The sequence below is a fragment of the Halomonas sp. TP35 genome (assembly GCF_052375975.1).
In the GTDB taxonomy this organism is placed as follows: domain Bacteria; phylum Pseudomonadota; class Gammaproteobacteria; order Pseudomonadales; family Halomonadaceae; genus Vreelandella; species Vreelandella citrativorans.
In genome coordinates, this window is sequence record NZ_JBQSUZ010000009.1 from 131,162 (window position 1) to 149,362 (window position 18,201).

At 52.0% G+C, this 18,201-nt stretch carries 16 protein-coding genes; 12 read left to right on the forward strand and 4 right to left on the reverse strand.

Annotated features, from left to right (window positions below):
* The first annotated feature begins 90 nt into the window (after window positions 1-90).
* The 4 genes from ACT3RU_RS12205 to ACT3RU_RS12220 are packed head-to-tail and all read left to right on the forward strand — an operon-like array spanning window position 91 to window position 3,761.
* On the forward strand, window positions 91-1,212 hold the full coding sequence (locus ACT3RU_RS12205) for a beta-ketoacyl-ACP synthase III (protein ID WP_483392694.1): 1,122 nt from the start codon (window positions 91-93) through the stop codon (window positions 1,210-1,212).
* A 47-nt stretch (window positions 1,213-1,259) separates the two neighbouring features.
* Window positions 1,260-2,054, forward strand: a complete 795-nt coding sequence (locus ACT3RU_RS12210) for an MlaA family lipoprotein (RefSeq protein WP_087106627.1) — start codon at window positions 1,260-1,262, stop codon at window positions 2,052-2,054.
* Window positions 2,055-2,062: 8 nt separating this feature from the next.
* On the forward strand, window positions 2,063-3,253 hold the full coding sequence (locus ACT3RU_RS12215) for a PP2C family protein-serine/threonine phosphatase (protein WP_192527488.1): 1,191 nt from the start codon (window positions 2,063-2,065) through the stop codon (window positions 3,251-3,253).
* Complete coding sequence (locus tag ACT3RU_RS12220; RefSeq protein WP_087106623.1) at window positions 3,243-3,761, forward strand: STAS domain-containing protein; 519 nt, start codon at window positions 3,243-3,245, stop codon at window positions 3,759-3,761. The genes ACT3RU_RS12215 and ACT3RU_RS12220 overlap by 11 nt, the downstream gene beginning before the upstream one ends.
* A 91-nt stretch (window positions 3,762-3,852) precedes the next feature.
* Here the strand turns inward: ACT3RU_RS12220 and tal are convergent, their stop codons facing one another.
* Entirely contained in the window at window positions 3,853-4,791 is a 939-nt protein-coding gene (gene tal, locus ACT3RU_RS12225) for a transaldolase (protein WP_192527487.1), read from the reverse strand.
* 26 nt (window positions 4,792-4,817) lie between these two features.
* Window positions 4,818-6,482, reverse strand: a complete 1,665-nt coding sequence (locus tag ACT3RU_RS12230; protein WP_192527486.1) for a methyl-accepting chemotaxis protein — start codon at window positions 6,480-6,482, stop codon at window positions 4,818-4,820.
* 166 nt (window positions 6,483-6,648) lie between these two features.
* Between ACT3RU_RS12230 and ACT3RU_RS12235 the strand changes: the two genes are divergently transcribed.
* The 5 genes from ACT3RU_RS12235 to pstB all read left to right on the forward strand — a co-directional run bounded on the left by ACT3RU_RS12235 (window position 6,649) and on the right by pstB (window position 12,718).
* Complete coding sequence (locus tag ACT3RU_RS12235) at window positions 6,649-7,827, forward strand: multidrug effflux MFS transporter (RefSeq protein ID WP_192527485.1); 1,179 nt, start codon at window positions 6,649-6,651, stop codon at window positions 7,825-7,827.
* Between the two features lie 188 nt (window positions 7,828-8,015).
* On the forward strand, window positions 8,016-9,026 hold the full coding sequence (locus ACT3RU_RS12240) for a substrate-binding domain-containing protein (protein WP_192527484.1): 1,011 nt from the start codon (window positions 8,016-8,018) through the stop codon (window positions 9,024-9,026).
* A gap of 107 nt (window positions 9,027-9,133) precedes the next feature.
* Entirely contained in the window at window positions 9,134-10,513 is a 1,380-nt protein-coding gene (pstC, locus tag ACT3RU_RS12245) for a phosphate ABC transporter permease subunit PstC (protein WP_192527483.1), read from the forward strand.
* 6 nt (window positions 10,514-10,519) lie between these two features.
* On the forward strand, window positions 10,520-11,878 hold the full coding sequence (gene pstA, locus ACT3RU_RS12250) for a phosphate ABC transporter permease PstA (protein WP_192527482.1): 1,359 nt from the start codon (window positions 10,520-10,522) through the stop codon (window positions 11,876-11,878).
* 36 nt (window positions 11,879-11,914) lie between these two features.
* Window positions 11,915-12,718, forward strand: coding sequence for a phosphate ABC transporter ATP-binding protein PstB (gene pstB, locus ACT3RU_RS12255; RefSeq protein ID WP_192527557.1), 804 nt, complete (start codon window positions 11,915-11,917; stop codon window positions 12,716-12,718).
* Between the two features lie 75 nt (window positions 12,719-12,793).
* Here pstB and ACT3RU_RS12260 read toward each other — a convergent pair whose 3' ends face one another.
* Entirely contained in the window at window positions 12,794-13,981 is a 1,188-nt protein-coding gene (locus ACT3RU_RS12260; protein WP_087106607.1) for an acetyl-CoA C-acyltransferase, read from the reverse strand.
* Window positions 13,982-14,098: 117 nt separating this feature from the next.
* Between ACT3RU_RS12260 and ACT3RU_RS12265 the strand changes: the two genes are divergently transcribed.
* The 3 genes from ACT3RU_RS12265 (at window position 14,099) to ACT3RU_RS12275 (ending at window position 17,803) form a co-directional block, all read left to right on the forward strand.
* Entirely contained in the window at window positions 14,099-14,671 is a 573-nt protein-coding gene (locus tag ACT3RU_RS12265; RefSeq protein ID WP_087106605.1) for a TetR/AcrR family transcriptional regulator, read from the forward strand.
* Between the two features lie 331 nt (window positions 14,672-15,002).
* On the forward strand, window positions 15,003-15,770 hold the full coding sequence (locus ACT3RU_RS12270) for an SDR family NAD(P)-dependent oxidoreductase (protein WP_087106603.1): 768 nt from the start codon (window positions 15,003-15,005) through the stop codon (window positions 15,768-15,770).
* Between the two features lie 227 nt (window positions 15,771-15,997).
* A complete protein-coding gene (locus ACT3RU_RS12275; RefSeq protein ID WP_087106601.1) occupies window positions 15,998-17,803 on the forward strand; it encodes an acyl-CoA dehydrogenase C-terminal domain-containing protein in 1,806 nt (601 codons plus the stop codon).
* 140 nt (window positions 17,804-17,943) lie between these two features.
* Here ACT3RU_RS12275 and ACT3RU_RS12280 read toward each other — a convergent pair.
* A partial coding sequence (locus ACT3RU_RS12280; protein ID WP_483392695.1) for a hypothetical protein occupies window positions 17,944-18,201 on the reverse strand: 258 nt, incomplete at its 5' end.

Consider the following 18,201-nt stretch of genomic DNA (forward strand, 5'->3'; position numbering starts at 1 on the left):
AATAACGCACACAGTAATATTAAGCGCGAGCCTTGGGCCTGAGCCTGAACAGCAAGCAATAGGGGCAAATGCCGCTTAGAGGAGATAGGCATGACAAACGTGGTGATAACCGGGACAGGGCTTTATACACCGGAACACGCCATTGATAATGCGGCGCTGGTGGCTGCATTTAATACGTGGGTGGATAACGAAAATGCGCGTCATGCGGATGCGATTGCACGGGGTGAGCGTGAGCCGCTAGCCCACTCCAGCAGCGAGTTCATCGAAAAAGCCTCTGGTATTAAAAGTCGTTACGTATTGGATGCTTCAGGTATTTTAGATCCTGAACGGATGTGTCCCCGGCTGCCATTACGTCAAAATGACGAGCCCTCTATTCAGTGTGAAATGGCCGTCTCTGCCGCACATCAAGCGCTGGAAAAGGCCCAGGTAGCACCTGATGACATCGAACTGGTGATTGTGGCTTGCTCCAATATGGAGCGTGCCTATCCTGCGTTAGCGGTAGAAGTGCAGCAGATGCTGGGTGCCAAGGGTTATGGATTTGATATGAACGTGGCTTGCAGCTCGGCTACGTTCGCCCTTGAATCGGCCGCTAATGCTATTGCGTCCGGCAGTATTAAGCGCGCCTTGGTGGTTAACCCGGAAATCTGTTCGGCACATTTAAACTTTCGAGACCGTGACAGCCACTTTATTTTCGGCGATGCTTGCACCGCTGTGGTCCTGGAAAACAGTGTCGATGCAGTGGCTGATGAGCGCTTTGAAATTATAGGTACGCGGCTTGTTACCCAGTTTTCCAACGCCATTCGTAATAATGCCGGTTTTTTAAACCGTGTGACGGACAGTGATCCGATAGCAATTGATAAGCTCTTTGTGCAAGAAGGGCGGCGGGTTTTCAAAGAAGTATGTCCCATGGTAGCCCAGTTGATTACAGATCACTTGACGTCGTTGGAGCTATCGGGAAGCGATCTCAAAAAAATGTGGCTGCATCAGGCTAATCGCCATATGAACGATCTTATCGCTCGCAGGGTATTGGGTTTTGAGCCCAGTGAGGCGCAAGCGCCCATCATTTTAGATCGCTATGCCAATACAAGCTCCGCAGGCTCCATTATTGCCTTTCATTTGCATCATGAGGATATGGTGGAGGGCGACATTGGTGTGATTTGCTCCTTTGGAGCAGGCTACAGCGCAGGTAGCGTCGTAGTTCGACGTCAGTAACAGTGCGACGTCAGTGACAGTACGTTAGTTTTTGAAGAGGAATGACCATGCAGCGGTTGTTAGCCAAGCAAGCCCCCACTTTTTCACTGCGTAATGCAGCCCTACCTGCTGTGCTGCTTATCACCATGGCGGCTAGTGGTTGTGCCAGCACGCAAATGTCTCAAGATGCGAATCCGGATGATCCGTGGGAGGGCTTTAATCGCCGCGTTTTTGCCTTTAACGATGTCGTTGATCAGTATACGTTGAAGCCGGTAGCCCAAGGGTATCGCACGATTACGCCGAGCCCCGTACAAACCGGTGTCAGCAATTTTTTCTCCAACCTTGGAGAAATTCGTACGGCCATAAATAGTCTTCTTCAAGGAAAACCGGCTAACGCTGGGTTGGCAACATCCCGTTTTTTGATCAACACAACGGTGGGTATCGGTGGGTTGCTTGATTACGCGACGCTGATGGAGATTAACGCAAGCGACGAGGATTTCGGGCAGACGCTGGCAGCCTGGGGATGGGATGACTCACGTTATCTTGTCTTGCCGTTTTTGGGGCCCAGTACGCTACGTGATGCGACGGGTCGGCCTGCTGATATCATGACCTATCCCATCGTTTACGTGGATGATAACACCACCGAGTTTGCATTAAGCGCTCTCAATATTATTGATCGACGCGCCGCATTACTTGATCGGGAAAACTTGATTAGTGGTGATCGCTACAGCTTTGTGCGCGACGCTTATTTGCAGAGCCGCCAGTTTGAAATTAGTGACGGCGAGTTAGGCGATGACCCGTTTGCAATGGATGATTTTGACTTTAACGACAGCGATTTTAGTGACGACGATTTCGCCGATTGAGGCTTGATATGGATCATTCCAGGCAGCTGGTTGCGGTAATTGACGCGCCCGGTCCGGAGCGCGATGCGCTGGCAGAAGCCATCACGTGTGACGGTATGGGCGTATATGCTGCAGATAATATCGACTATCTTCCGGCAGAAACCGCTTTGATTGTTGCGCATGCGCACTCGGTGCCTCAGCAGCAGTGGTCGCAGTTGACGCGTCGCTTACCCACATTGGTGGTAAGCGACTCACGTCAGGATGCGGACCTGATCAAGGCGATTGACGTAGGGTTGGTGGACTATATCGTTCATCCTCTACGCCATGCTGAACTGCTGCGGCGAATGATTCATAAGGCTATTGAACTCAATGAGTTAGCCATCGAGCGAGACCATGATAGAGAAAGACTCGCTGAATTAAACGAGAGCCTGGAGACACATCTGGCGCTGCTGCGCATGGACCAGCAAAGTGGGGGGCATATTCAGCGTCGGTTATTGCCTGCTCGCCCCAAGGTGATGAACGGCGTTTACTATGATTACTGGTTTGCGCCCTCGCTTTATCTATCCGGCGATTTTCTGGATTATCAGCGTTACAACGACCGTTACAGTGCGTTCTATTTTGCAGATGTTTCTGGGCACGGCGCATCCTCGGCGTTTGTGACCGTGTTGTTAAAGTATTTATGCAACCGTTGGCTGAATGAGTGGGACGGCCAAAAGCCTGAGTGCTTGGCGCCGGACTGGTTGGCCGCTATGAATCGAGAGTTGCAGGGGACCGATATCGGTAAACATGCAACGTTGTTTGTAGGCGTTATTGACCATCACTCTCATACACTTCACTATTCGCTCGGTGCGCAGCTGCCTATGCCTTTTTTGGTTGCGGGCGGCAAGCTCTCTCGGCTTGAAGGAGAGGGGATGCCAGTAGGTCTTTTCCCCGATATAGAGTATCCTTCGCTGAGCTGTGCTTTGCCGGCCGAATTTCGATTATGGCTGTGTTCAGATGGTGTATTGGAATGCTTGCCGGGTAAAACGCTCGACACGCGGCTCAAGGAGCTTGAGCAATTAGTAAGCGAGAGTGTCACGCTTGAGCAGTTGCGCGAACGGCTAGCCAAAACAAGTGTCCTGCTTGCAGCAGGGGATACGGATGAGGCGAACCAGGAACGCGGTGCTTTACCCGATGATCTAACAATCATGATGGTGAGCGGATTTGGTCATGCTGATTGATGAAGGCCGTATTAAAGCGGCGTTCGACTCCGGTGTTTTTGTCTTAAAACTCTGTGGCGATGTGCGGTTAACGCTTTGTGCCACGCTGGATACCCAGGCACAACATCTTGCTGAAACGCCTGGATTACGTGCGGTAATGATTGATTTGCGTGAAGCGACCAACGTCGATTCAACGGCATTGGGCTTTCTTGCAAAGGTGGCGATGGCTGTAAAAGGGCGCTTGGCGCACCCGCCTACTATCATTGCGGATAATCCTGATGTTCGTAAAATGCTCGATGTTATGGGCTTTGCGCGTTTTTTTACATTGATGGAGGCGCCGCTTCAACAGCCGCCAGTGCTTAGTGATGCGCTTGTTGAGCTGCCTGAAGAGCCTGCGGATGAAGAAGGGCTGCGCGAGCGAATTCTGGAAGCGCATCGTATTTTAATGCACATGAATGAGCATAATCGCGAGCAGTTCCAGCCGTTGGTTGAGATGTTGGAAGCGCAGAATACAGAAGCCCACCATTAAAAAAGCCTCCCTGATAAAGGGAGGCTCCGACGACTGACAACCCCCCACTTTTGTGGGGGGTTGTCGTTTAAGCGTGGCGCAATTTAATAACTTATGACTTTCGCAGTGTGCCGAGTAATGTTTCCAGCTCACGCTGGTCGGCCATAAACTTGCGAATACCTTCCGCTAGTTTATCAGACGCCATTTCATCTTCATTCATGGCCCAACGGAAATCGCTTTGAGTTAATGGCTCGTCCGCTGAGCTACTCGCGCCCATCGGCGTTAGCTGGCGAGTTAGTTCGCCTTGCTGTTCATCCAACTCGGTAAGCAATTTGGGCGAAATGGTCAGACGGTCACAGCCTGCCAAAGATACAATCTCGCCGATATTACGAAAGCTTGCACCCATTACAATGGTGGCGTAGTTATGGCCCTTATAGTAGCTGTAAATCTGCTTGACAGACTGCACGCCAGGGTCATTGTTACCGTTTAAATCGGCTTCAGGCTGACGAGATTTATGCCAATCGAGGATGCGCCCGACAAACGGCGAAATCAAAGTGACGCCTGCATCGGCACATGCTTGAGCCTGAGCAAAACCAAACAGCAGCGTGAGGTTGGTACGGATGCCTTCACGCTCAAGCTGCTGCGCTGCCTGAATACCCTCCCAAGTGGAGGCCATCTTGATTAATATGCGTTCAGGACCCACGCCCTTTTGGGCATACCGCTCGATCAATGAGTGCGCGCGTGCAATAGTGGCATCACGGTCAAATGAAAGCCGAGCGCTTACTTCGGTGGATACATAGCCGGGCACCAGTTCACTAATCTCACTGCCAATCTCGACAGCCACGCGGTCAACCGCATCATCAATATCCTTGCTTTCCTTGGCAATAGCGGCCAAGTGGGCGCGGCGCTGCTCTTGCTGAGCGGCCTGCAGGATGAGTGAAGGGTTCGTCGTTGCATCTTGTGGCGCAAAACGTCGGATGGCTTCAAGGTCGCCGGTGTCGGCGACTACCGAGGTCATTTCTTTAAGCTGTGTTAGCAGGCTAGTGGCCATTCATTACTCCTTGCGTCGTTAGTCCTTTACTGTAGCAAGGCAGGCGCTCGCTGAATATTATCCGATGTGGGTGTATTGGATAAGTTGGGTGCTGGCGGAGAGGCCTGCCAAATAAAATCATCGCTGGATATCTCTCCGACTTTAAAGCGCGCGGCTTGTTCACGCATCCTTTCTGCCGCGGCTTCAAGCGACATTGCATCCTGAGCGGTGGCTTCAACCTGCTTGGTATTGGCCCGATTAACCTGGGTCTGTTCGTGCAGAGTTGAATTCAGATGTTCAATGTGGCGGTGCTGCTCATTAGCAGCATCAGCGATCTGAAGCATGATGCTATTGGCTTGTTCGGTCGTTTCAACAATGGCGTTCATGCCTTGGCTGGCCTTGTTGGATAAGGTATGGCCACGCTCAATGCTGTTGCCTGATGCGGCAAGTAAGGTTTGGATTTGGCGTGCAGCCTCAGCGCTTCGTGAGGCTAGTTGGCGTACTTCGCCCGCCACTACGGCAAAGCCTCGGCCTTGTTCGCCTGCGCGAGCGGCCTCTACAGAGGCGTTCAACGCAAGAATATTGGTTTGAAAAGCGATGGAATCGATAACGTTAACAATCTCATCGACTTCTTTCGAGCGTGCGTGAATCTCCTCCATGGTGGTCAGGAAGTTGGTCATTATCTGGCTACCGTCTTGGGTTTGTGCCGCCGCCGTAGACGTTAGTTGGGTCGCATCGGCTGCAAAACCAGCGGTGGTGGCAACGTTTTCTGTCAGCTCATCCAGGTTAGCCGCGGTCGTTTCGTGGGACGCGTTTTGCTGGCGCGTTCGGATAGCAAGGTCTTCATTGCCTAGCGCTAGGCGTTGAGCGCTATCGAAAATATGGCGGCTATTACCATGAAGCTCTGAAACGGTTTCAATGAGTGCACGCTGCATATTATCCAACTCTTGGTAGAGCTGGCCTATTTCATTATTGCCTTGAGCCGGGACCTTAACGCTTAAATCACCCTCTGCCATTGTACGAAAGTGTGCGACCAAGCGGTTAATGGGTAATAGAACATGACGCTGTCCAATCCAGGCCATTAAACCTAGCAGTGCCAAGGCAATAACAATGCCACCTGACAGCAATTGACCAATCAACTGACCACGGCGTTGAGCGTTAGTCATTAGCTCTGTACCCTGACGGTCAGCCAGTTGATAAAAGCTGCGTGCCTCTTCGGTTAGGGCTTGGCTATGTGCTAACGCATCAAGCGTCAATTGCCGGTAGCCGCCGCGGTCACCTGTCTGAACGGCATTTAACTGTTCGTTCATCGTGCCAATAAGCGCTGTTGCCTGCTGCTCAATAGCGTCTCGAAGTGTAGGGTGCGATGTTTCAGCGGTTGCTTCCAAAAACGTTGCCAGCGCTACTGCCATTTCAGAGAGCTCATTTTCGACCGCTTGAAGCGCCTCTGTCGGGTCTCCCAGTGAAGGGCGCAATTGGCGTTCAAGCGCTCTGTCCAAACGGTGCAAACCCTCAAGGCCCGCTATATGAAGCCGATTTAGCGATGATGACTGTTGAACATTAACCTGCTCAAGAAGCGCTAAATCGTTTTGGCTCTGCTGCATCATTTTCCATGTCAGTAGGGCAAACATGAGCACACACAGTGCCACAAGCAGTAGGGCGGATAGGCTTAGCCAGCGTAGTGGGATATTTTTCAGCGCTCTAAAATTCATAGTGTTCCCATCAGTTGGTCTTGGAAAAGGCTTATGAATCCTAGGCTAAGCAGTTTATGTTTCAGTTTTTCGGGGCTGCAGTGCTTAATTTTCATCATCGCGTTACTATTAGCGGCCTATCGATTGCTGCCGTGCTTGATTGTGGCTAACTAATTCAGGGAGTCCTATGGAACTTAGCCCACGACGGGTTGCTTTGTTGGTTGCTGCCAACACAGCGCTTGCCCCTTTTGCGATTGATGCCTATTTGCCTGCGATTGGTGTGTTAGCGGAATCCATTAATGCCAGCATTCATCACGCGGAGCTTTCGATTAGTGTGTTCCTGTTTGGTTTTGCCATTGGGCAACTTGTCTTTGGACCGCTTTCTGACCGGATAGGGCGCAAGCCGGTGCTAATGGGCGGCTTGGTCGTATTTATGCTGGCAAGCCTGATGATTACAACGGCTGATAGCCTCAACTCGCTCTTGATTTGGCGATTTATCCAGGCACTGGGTGGCGGAGCCTGCGTGGTTAACTCTGCCGCCATTGTACGCGACTGCTTTAGCGGCCGAGAGGCTGCCAAAGTGATGTCGACCATGGCCATGATCATGATGTTGGCTCCCCTGGTGGCACCGGCTGTGGGGAGTATGCTGCTGCATGTTGCAGGCTGGTGGCTGATTTTTGTTTTTCTTGCGGTATATGCCGGTTTTTTGCTTTGGTTGCTGGGGACGCGGTTACCCGAAACCCGTGATATGACGTTGCCCACAGCGTCGCCTCGTCAGGTGCTCGGCAACTATGTAAGCGTGCTGCGACATAAAGAAGGCATGGGTTATATATGTGCAGTGGCTGCCTCTTTTGCCGGTCTTTTCGCCTTTGTAACAGCATCGCCTTTTGTCTATCTCGATTATTTTGGCCTCTCTCCGGGGATGTATCCGTTGATTTTCGGGGTCAACGTCGTTGTTATTGCACTCTCCAACCGCGTTAATATTTATATGCTGCGTCAACGCACACCCCAACAAAACCTGCGCTTGGGGCTAACGATTCAGATGATCGCGGGTTTGGGCTTGGTGATCGTTACGGCGCTGGATATAGTCACGCTATATACCGTTGTACCTCTGGTAATGGTATTCACCGGCATGATTGGCCTGATCACTCCGAATGCCATCTCGTCACTACTGGACCACTTTGGGCATATCAGTGCGACCGCTACGGCGTTGCTGGGTGGCATCCAGTTTAGCTGTGGCGCGCTCGCCGGGGTGCTGGTAGGAGCGTTTGAAGTTGCCCACCTATGGCCCATGGTATTGACCATGCTGGGGGCGTCATTGCTTGGAAATATTGGAGTGCGGATGCTAACCGCCAACTCAGAATAGAGTCGCTAGTCGTTTTATCCTGTCGTAGAGTTCTCATTTGCTATACGACGTTTTGCTTATTTAACGATTTAGAGATTGTCATATTTCTGCAATGATACGTGTGCAAACTCTCCTTTGTGAAAGGCCAGAAGGCCAACTTTTCCGGTAAGCATCAGCTGGCCGGATATCAAACCAGAGGGGAACACGACGTGAAAAAGCATACGCTAAGTGTTGCAGTAGTAGCCGGTCTAGCGGTAGGTGTTTCAAGCGCTGCCATGGCTCGCGACACAATCCAAATTGCGGGCTCTTCTACTGTACTGCCGTTTGCAAGTATCGTGGCTGAAGAGTTTGGTAATACGTATTCTCAGTTTAATACGCCGGTGGTTGGTTCTGGTGGTTCAAGTGGCGGCCTTCGTCAGTTCTGCCAGGGCGTTGGTGAAAACACCATCGATATCGCTAACGCTTCTCGCTCAATTCGTAGCGGTGAAGTGGAAAGCTGTGCCGAAAACGGTGTTAACGAAATTCTTGAAATTCAATTCGGCTACGACGGCATCGTATTTGCCTCGCGTCTTGATCGTGGCGAGTTTGCACTAACACCTGAGCACGTTTTCAAAGCGGCTGCTGCTCAACTGCCGCAAAACGGCGAGCTGGTTGATAACCCCTACACCCGCTGGTCTGAAATCGACAGCAACCTGCCTGACCAGGAAATCGTGCTGGTTATCCCAGCTTCCAACCACGGTACGCGTGAAGTCTTTGAAGAAAAAGTCGTTCACCCGGGCTGTGACACTGTCGCTGAAGTAGAAGGCGACGCTTGTAACAACCTGCGTGGCGATGGCCGTATCGTTGAAATTGCCGGCGATTACACCGAAACCCTGGCGCGCCTGGATGCTCAGGAAGATGCAGTAGGTGTCTTCGGTCTTAGCTTCTATGATCAAAACCGTGACCGCTTGCAAGTGGCGACCGTTGATGGTGTAACACCTAGCCTGGAAACGATTGGCTCTGGTGAGTACCCGGTTTCTCGTCCGCTGTTCTTCTACGTGAAAGGCGAGCACATTGACGTGATTCCTGGTCTGGCGGAATACACTGAGTTCTTCCTGAACGAAATGACCTCTGGCTATGGCAGCCCGCTGGAAGACGCTGGTTTGATCCCGATGGATGAAAACGAGCGTAGCCAAGCGCTTGAGCAGTTCGAATCACGTACGGTCGTAAGCGTCGACTAAGTGCGGCACTGCTTCAGATTCGGTGTACCTTATTAAGTTTGTTTTTGCGCCAGCATCATGCAGTTGATGCTGGCGCTTAAACGTAGCAAGTCAAAGGCGGAAAGATAATGAGCAACTTTGCCTTGATAGCCACGCTGCTGGTGTTGATGGCCTTGGCATACCACTTAGGCTTGACGCGCAGCCGTGCGGTTGCGGCAACTCAAGATGTACGAATGCATTCGCGGCCGGGCTATTACGGTACGCTTGTGGCGCTTTGGTGCGGCTTGCCTGCACTCGCTATATTTTTATTATGGTCATTTTTAGCCCCTCAGTTAATTGACATGCTGGTTATTCAGCAGTTGCCTGCTGACATGGTTGCCAGTATGAGCGACCGTGAAATGCAGACGTTTCTGGATCGTGTAACTGCCTTGGCAAACGAACGTGGTGTGGCGGGAGGCGGTAGTCCTGAAGAGTGGGCCGCTGCGGCACATATGGCAAGGCTTCAAACGTTTGAAAATTTTAGCCTGGTGGCGTTAGTTGCTGTGTTATCTGTGGCGGGCCTAGTCATTGCACGGCGGCATATCACGCCCCAATGGCGCGCCCGTAACCAAGTTGAACGGGTTATTATGTTTGCGCTAGCCGCAAGCTCGGCTGTTGCTATATTTACAACGATTGGCATTGTGCTCTCCATGCTGGGCGAGGCAATGAGGTTCTTTAGTTTTATTAGTCCCGCCGACTTCTTTTTTGGCACTACCTGGAACCCTCGGTTTAGCACCTCTGGTACCTCTAGCCAAGGTGAGTTTGGTTTATTACCTCTCCTCTGGGGCACCATAATGGTCAGTGCCATTGCGCTGTTGGTAGCGATTCCTGTTGGGTTAATGACCGCAATCTACATGGCAGAGTACGCGCCGCCCTGGTTGCGCAATGTGGCCAAGCCGGTGATTGAAATTTTGGCGGGTATCCCGACCATTGTTTATGGCTTTTTCGCGCTGATGGTTGTGGGCCCCTTTCTGTCCGCTTTTGGTGATCTGATTGGCATTAATATTCGCACAACCAGCGCGATAACAGCGGGCCTGGTCATGGGGATCATGATCATTCCTTTTGTCTCCTCGCTGTCTGACGACATTATTACCCAAGTGCCTAAGTCGCTGCGGGATGGCGCGCTGGGTTTGGGTGCCACCAAGTCAGAAACGATTCGGCAGGTAGTATTGCCCGCCGCACTTCCCGGCATCGTGGGTGCTTTCTTGCTGGCAGCTAGCCGTGCGATTGGGGAAACCATGATTGTGGTATTGGCCGCTGGTAATAATCCTGTACTGCATGCCAACCCTTTCGAGGCGGTATCGACTATTACCGTAACGATTGTTAACCAACTGACCGGGGATATGGATTTTGCAAGCCCCCAGTCACTGGTTGCGTTTGCCCTTGGTCTTACCCTGTTTGTGATCACCTTAGGCCTAAACGTCATCGCACTGGTTGTCGTGCGTAAATATCGCCAGCAATACGAGTAAGTGACTATGTCCATAACGATTGAGCAGCGTCGGCAACATCGGCTGATGACGATTGAAAAGTCGCTGGCGAAACGGCATCGCAAAGAGAACGGCTTCCGGTGGATGGGTCTCGCCGCTGTTATCACCGGTATGGCGCTGGTCGCCATCCTGTTTATCAGTATCCTGATGCGTGGTGTGCCTGCGTTTTGGCAAGCCACCATGTATATGGATGTGTATTTCGACCCTGAGATTATCCAGCTTGAGCCCAAGCCTGAACGCGCTAGTGGCGAGAGCCTGTTTGAGTTTGAAGAGCGTTTTTTACAGTGGGAAACGCAGGCAGGGCAGGTTAATTGGCAATCCTTAATTGATAACGCTCTGGAAGAGGCATTGGGGGTAGAGGTAGAGGGACCGCAGTTACGTGATCTGCGTGCGCTTGTCACCTCCGGCGAGCGCTATGCGTTGCGTGATCGGTTTGTTGAAGATCCTTCGCTATTGGGGCAAACCGTCGAACTCAAGATGCTGGCGAGTGCGAACGTGGATGTCTGGATCAAAGGTAATATTGATCGTGATTTGCCTGATGCACGCCAACAGCTAAGTGCTCAAACGCGTGCCTGGGCTGATCAGCTTGATGCGTCTGGCGTCATTCGTAACGCGTTTAGTACCTCGTTATTTTTAAATACTGACTCACGCAGCTCTTTGGCATCAGCGGGCCTGGCCGGTGCCTTTATGGGTTCGCTGTTTATGATGATAATCGTCATCGCGCTGTCTGTGCCGTTAGGGGTATCAAGCGCTATTTATCTGGAAGAGTTTGCGCCCAAGAATCGCTTAACCGATCTAATTGAAATCAATATCAATAACCTGGCAGCGGTTCCTTCCATTGTGTTTGGTTTGCTGGGCGCATCTATCTTTATTGGCTATTTAAGATTGCCTATTTCAGCGCCGCTGGTAGGGGGGCTGGTGCTTACGTTGATGACGTTACCGACCATTATTATCGCTACGCGGGCATCGTTACGCTCAATTCCGCCCTCTATTCGTCAAGCGGCGTTGGGGATCGGGGCATCGCGAGTGCAGACGGTATTTCACCACGTATTGCCCTTGGCGCTTCCCGGTATTTTGACAGGCTCTATTTTGGGTGTTGCTCAAGCATTGGGGGAAACAGCGCCCTTGCTTCTGATCGGTATGAACGCGTTTGTCGCGAGTGTGCCAGCAACACCGTTGGATCAATCAACCGCGCTGCCAGTACAGATCTATCTATGGCAAGGCAATGAGCTGCGTAATTTCTTCGAAGCACGCACGTCTGCGGCCATCATTGTATTGCTGGGACTAATGTTAAGCTTGAATGCATTGGCGATTTGGTTGCGTAAAAAATTCGAGACGAGGTGGTAAGTGAATACTTCAACAGAGCCGATGACAACAACCCCCATGGTTAGCGTCGGGGGCGGTGAAAGCCGCACTAGCAAGGCGAAAGATAAGGTCAAAATGAGTGCCGAAGCCGTTAAGGTGTTTTACGGTGACTCTCAGGCAATTAACGGTATTGACCTGGATATCTACGAAAACGAAGTGCTGGCCTTTATTGGGCCTTCCGGTTGCGGTAAATCGACATTTTTACGCTGCTTAAACCGCATGAACGACACCATCGATATCTGTCGTGTTGAAGGCAAAATTACATTAGATCAAAACGATATTTATGCGGCTAACCGTGATGTAGTATTGCTGCGCGCTCAGGTGGGGATTGTGTTCCAAAAGCCGAACCCCTTCCCGAAATCCATCTACGAAAATATTGCATATGGGCCGCGCTTGCACGGCTTGGCGCGGCGTAAGGCCGAGCTTGACGATATTGTAGAAAGCAGCTTGCGCCGCGCAGGGCTTTGGGAAGAGGTAAAAGACCGTCTTGATCAGCCAGGTACCGGGTTGTCAGGTGGTCAGCAGCAGCGTTTGTGTATTGCACGAACGGTAGCGGTAAGTCCGGATGTCATTTTGATGGATGAGCCGTGCTCCGCACTTGACCCGATTGCCACTGCCAAAGTAGAGCAGCTGATTGATGAGCTAAGTGAGAGCTATACCATCGTCATGGTTACCCACAATATGCAGCAGGCCGCTCGTGTGGCAGACCGCACCGCGTTCTTCCATATGGGTGACCTGGTAGAAGTGGACACCACTGATCAGATATTCACTAACCCCCAGGACCAGCGTACTCACGACTACATTACCGGGCGGTTTGGTTAGGCAACGACCTGCTATCGTGAGCGGGAGAAGGGCGCGGGGCTAACGCTGAAAAGCGTTGGCCCCGCGTCGTTTATGTCAGTCGATAAGCTCAACGGCAACCGCCGTGGCCTCGCCGCCGCCAATACACAGGCTGGCAATGCCACGTTTGCCGCCTTGAGTACGTAGGGCGTGAATAAGCGTGGCAATGATGCGTGAGCCGGTAGAGCCGACAGGGTGCCCTTGGGCGCAGGCGCCGCCAAAAATATTGACCTTGCTGTGTGGCAAGCCCAAATCGTCCATTGCCATTAGCGTCACTACGGCAAAGGCTTCGTTAATCTCAAATAAATCAACATCGTTGACACTCCAGCCAAGCTTTTTCATCAGGCTTTCTATGGCGCCTACTGGTGCAATCGTAAACTCGCTGGGGTGGCGAGCGTGGGTTGCATGCCCCAGCATTCTGGCTAATGGCTTCACGCCGTGGCGTTCGGCTGCTTCTGCGCTGGCCACAATAAGCGCTGAAGCGCCATCGGAGATAGAGCTGGCGTTTGCTGCGGTGATGGTGCCGTCTTTAGAAAAGGCTGGTCGCATGTGGCGAATTTTGTCGAGTTTGGCTTGAAACGGCTGTTCATCATGTTCAATAAGCGTGTCGCCTTGGCGCGTAGATACGGTGGCAGGCGCCATTTCAGCTGTTAGTTGCCCGCCGTTGGAAGCCGCGATAGCGCGCTCGAGCGAGGCAATGGCAAAATCATCCAAACGCTCCCGCGTGTAGCCTCGCCGTGAAGCGATATCCTGAGCGAAAACGCCCATTAATGTGCCCGTTTCAGCATCTTCAAGGCCATCCAGAAACATGTGGTCTTTGAGCTCGCCGTGGCCCAATCGATAACCGCCGCGGGCTTTGGTCAGCACGTAGGGTGCGTTGGACATGGACTCCATGCCACCCGCCAGTAGAATTTTTCCACTACCCGCTTTAATCACGTCGTGGGCGAGCATGGCGGCCTTCATACCCGAACCACATAGCTTGTTAATCGTCATTGCGCCGCACGCATCTGGTATACCGGCCTGACGCATGGCTTGGCGAGCGGGGCCTTGTTTGACACCACCTGGAAGCACGCAGCCCATAATGCCTTCATCAATTGCATCGGGCTCAATACCCGCACGTTGAATCGCCGCACGAATAGCAACCGCGCCCAGTTCAGGGGCGCTCATGCTCGATAAGCTGCCCATCATGCCTCCCATCGGGGTGCGTGCAGCGGATAGAAATACGATATCGGTTGCAGTATTCATTGGCTAACTCCTTAGGATTTATTGTGATTATTCTGCTGGGCAATAAGCGATGCGTTGACCCATTGGCGGGGCTGTGGTTTTCTCGTGGATAACCAAGCAAGCGCTAGTGTGAGTGAAATGAATGTAATAAATACATCTGTGCGTCGCAAGGAATTGACGCGTTTAGCGGCTCAGCTTTTTGTTCAGGAGGGCTTTGATCGTACCACTGTACGTATGCTGGCGCAGGAAATGGGTATCAAGTCCGGCAGCCTGTTTCATCACTTTAAAGACAAACAGGAAATCCTTGCTGCGGTGATCGAGGAAGGAATGCAGAATGCGTTAACGATTGCTCGCCAATCAATTGAGCACTGCTCGTCTGATCCTGAAGCGCGGCTGCGCGCGATGGCACGTGCTCATCTGGAAACACTTTTTACCGACCGCAATGCCCATGTGGTGGCCCTGTTTGAATGGCGGCGCTTGGACCCTGTCGCTAGTGCCCATTTAAGCCATTTGCGCGATGCGTATGAGGCCTTGTGGGTGCAGGTTATAGACGATGCGCTGGAAGCGCAGCTTATCCGTGGGGATCGCTTTCTGGTTTCGCGATTTATATTGGGCGCTTTGAACTGGACCGTGCGCTGGTATGACCCCAGTGGCCCGCGTACGCCAGATGACCTTGCGGATGAGTTGGTGGCGATGATCATGGCTCATTAACGGGCGTTTGCTTCTTTTTTGAATCAGCATTGTTAGTTTTCGCTATCTATCTGTGTGGTGCTTGCACCCTCAAGCGAAGCAGTCTATTACCCTGAATGCTCTGGATAGTTGGCGCTATTGTGCGTATAGCTTTTAGCGTTGTATTTACGTTAACGTAAACGAGTGCTTGTAGAAATCTAACATAAAAGATGGACGCCCCTGTGTTAAGGCGGAGCTGCCTAAAAGGCGTGGCGGTAGAAATCCAGCGTTTCAAGCAGTGTGTATAAATCCCTTGAAAGAGCGCGTATCCATTAATAGTACATTCGCGAATAACAAATAAAGGAGCGCTATTATGCAGGTAAAGGAGAGTACGTTTTTAATTACGGGCGCGGCGTCTGGGTTGGGCGCAGCAACGGCTGAGCGGTTGGTGGCCGCTGGCGCCAAGGTGGTCCTGTGTGATGTAAGCGACAGTATTAGCCGTCATGCTGCCCAACTAGGAGAGCGCGCAAAAGCCTGTATGGCCGATATTACTTCTTCAGAACAAATGCAGCTGGCGTTCGATGTCGCTGCCAAATTAAGCGAAGAAAAAGGGGTGGCGGGCGTTATTCACTGTGCTGGCGTGATTAGTGTGGCCAAGCTGGTAGATCGAGAAGGCAATCCGGCTGACCTTGACGCCTATGCCAAAACAATCAATATCAATCTGGTGGGTACCTTCAACGTCATGCGCTTGGCAGCGGCGACCATGGCAAAAAACACGCCCAATAAGGATGGCGAGCGTGGCGTGATTATTAACACGGCATCTATAGCCGCCTTCGATGGCCAGGTGGGGCAGTGCGCTTACAGCGCCTCTAAAGCAGGCGTGGTGGGGATGAGTTTGCCTGCCGCTAGAGAGCTTTCTCGGCATGCTATTCGTGTCATGGCGATTGCGCCGGGCGTGTTTGAAACGCCGATGATGGGCGACATACCTGATGAAGCCGCCCAAGCGCTTGCCGCCTCCGTTCCTTTTCCAAAGCGGTTAGGCAAGGCAGAGGAATTTGCCCAGCTAGCCGAGCATATCATTGTTAATTCCATGCTTAATGGTGAGGTGATTCGGTTGGATGGTGGTATTAGGATGCAGTGAAAGCGCATCCGTTGCTCAGACATCAACTCGCCAGCAATTCGGCTGGCGAGTTTTTTGCGTTTAGCCGATCAATTCTCAATGCTTCGACCAAAGGACTAGCGGTAATGTGGCTTTAATTCAAACGCTCGCTTGACTCGCTTTGCGGTGCGCGCTAGCTTTCAAACATGTGTTTGAAAGCTGTTTTGAAATCTAGTGCTGCTTTCAACTCCCCGTTTAGGAGAAGTGCTATGCCAAGTTATCAGGCCCCTCTGCGTGATATGCGTTTCGTCATGGACGAAATGCTTGATTATCCTACTCACTACGCTGCATTGCCTGGAGGTGATGACGCTTCACCCGACGTAGTGGCCGCCATTCTGGAAGAGGGCGCGCGCTTTGCTCGTGATGTTCTCCTGCCGATTAATCAAAGCGGCGATGAAGAGGGCTGTGTGCTAGAGGGCGGTGAGGTGAAAGCACCTCAAGGCTTCAAGGAGGCGTACCAGCAGTACGTAGAAGGCGGTTGGCCAAGTCTGGCGGCTGACCCCGAGCACGGTGGGCAAGGGCTGCCGCCTTCGCTTGCTATGGTACTTTCGGAAATGATCTGCGCGACCAATTTGGCTTGGGGCATGTATCCAGGGCTTTCTCATGGTGCCGCTGACGCGCTGCGCCATCATGGCACCGACGAGCAGAAAGCGACGTATCTTACCAAGCTGGTTGAAGGCGTTTGGACGGGCACCATGTGCTTAACAGAGCCTCATTGTGGTACCGATCTCGGGTTAATCAAGACTCGCGCCGTGCCAGCCGCTGGAGAGGCTTATACCATTACCGGCACCAAGATATTTATCTCCGCTGGTGAGCATGACCTGGCCGAAAATATCGTTCATCTGGTTCTCGCCAAACTGCCTGATGCGCCAGAAGGGTCAAAAGGTATTTCACTCTTTGTAGTGCCTAAGTTTTTACCTAATGCGGATGGCAATCCCGGTGAGCGCAATGGGGTAACCTGCGGCTCCCTTGAGCATAAAATGGGCATTCATGGTAACGCGACGTGCGTCATGAACTTTGATGGTGCCACTGGTTATCTGGTTGGATCGCCTAATAAAGGGCTGGCGTGCATGTTTACCATGATGAATGCTGCGCGCCTTGGCGTGGGTATCCAAGGGCTTGGCCTCATTGAAGCCAGTTTTCAAAATTCGTTGAGCTACGCCCGTGACCGCCTACAGATGCGTGGTTTGTCAGGCAAGCAGGCGCCCGAAAAACCTGCCGATCCGATTATCGTTCATCCGGATGTGCGCCGGATGCTGCTAACGCAAAAAGCGTTTGCCGAAGGTGGGCGCATGCTGGTGCTTTACGCCGCCCAGCTGCTGGACACCGTTGAGCTTGGCCAGCCTGGTGAAGAAAAAGAGCGTGCTGAAACCTTGCTGGGACTGCTCACGCCGATCGTTAAAGCGTTTTTAACGGAAGTCGGTTTTGAGAGTACTAATGAAGGCGTGCAGGTTTTTGGTGGTCACGGCTTTATTAAAGAGTGGGGGATGGAGCAGCTAGTGCGTGATGCACGTATTACGCGGCTCTATGAAGGTACTACCGGCATTCAGGCACTCGACCTGTTGGGTCGAAAAGTGCTGATGAGCCAAGGGGAGTCGCTCAAGGTCTTTACCAAAGAGATTCATAAATTCTGTAAAGCCGAGGCTGATAACCCTACGCTTAAAGAGTTCATTACGCCGCTGTCTAAGCTCAACGCAGAGTGGGGTGAGCTTACGATGGGGGTTGGCATGAAAGCGATGCAGGATCGTGAGGAAGTTGGGGCGGCAAGTGTCGACTATCTGATGTATTCCGGCTATGTCACGCTTGCCTACCTGTTTGCGCGTGCTGCTAAGCAAGCATCTGTTGCGCTTGAAGGTGATGATAAGGCGTTTTATACCGCTAAGCTTAATACTGCGCGATTCTACTATCAGCGGCTACTGCCGCGTACGAAAGCGCATGCACAAATGATCCAAGCCGGTGCTGCCAGCCTAATGGCTATTTCCAGCGAAGATTTTGGGTTGGGCTTTGAGATTTAACCGGCAGCTTGTGTAGGCGTGCTCTTGGTACCAGTCAGATGTTTTTGTAAGTACTGTGTTCGGTGGTTTGCGGCAGCCTCTTGCTATGGAGCATATCCATAATGAAGGTTTGCCGCTTTTTTATAGGGCGCTGGATCTTTTTAAAGATAGTGCTTGCCAAACGCCTGGTGAACCCGTAAAGTACGCATCCGCTGCCGGGGACGCCCAGCGTTACCAGCGGTGAGTGAAGGTGAAAACCTTCGGTTTGTCAGGAAGTTAGCGTCGTTTTGGTTGCTTGCTTCACCCGCTAAAAACAGTGGTTGACAAACACCAGGAAATGCGTAGAATACGCCTTCCTCGCTGAGGCAAACGGCTCCGGTCATCGAGTCGAGTGGTTCTCCACTTACCTCAAGCGAAAC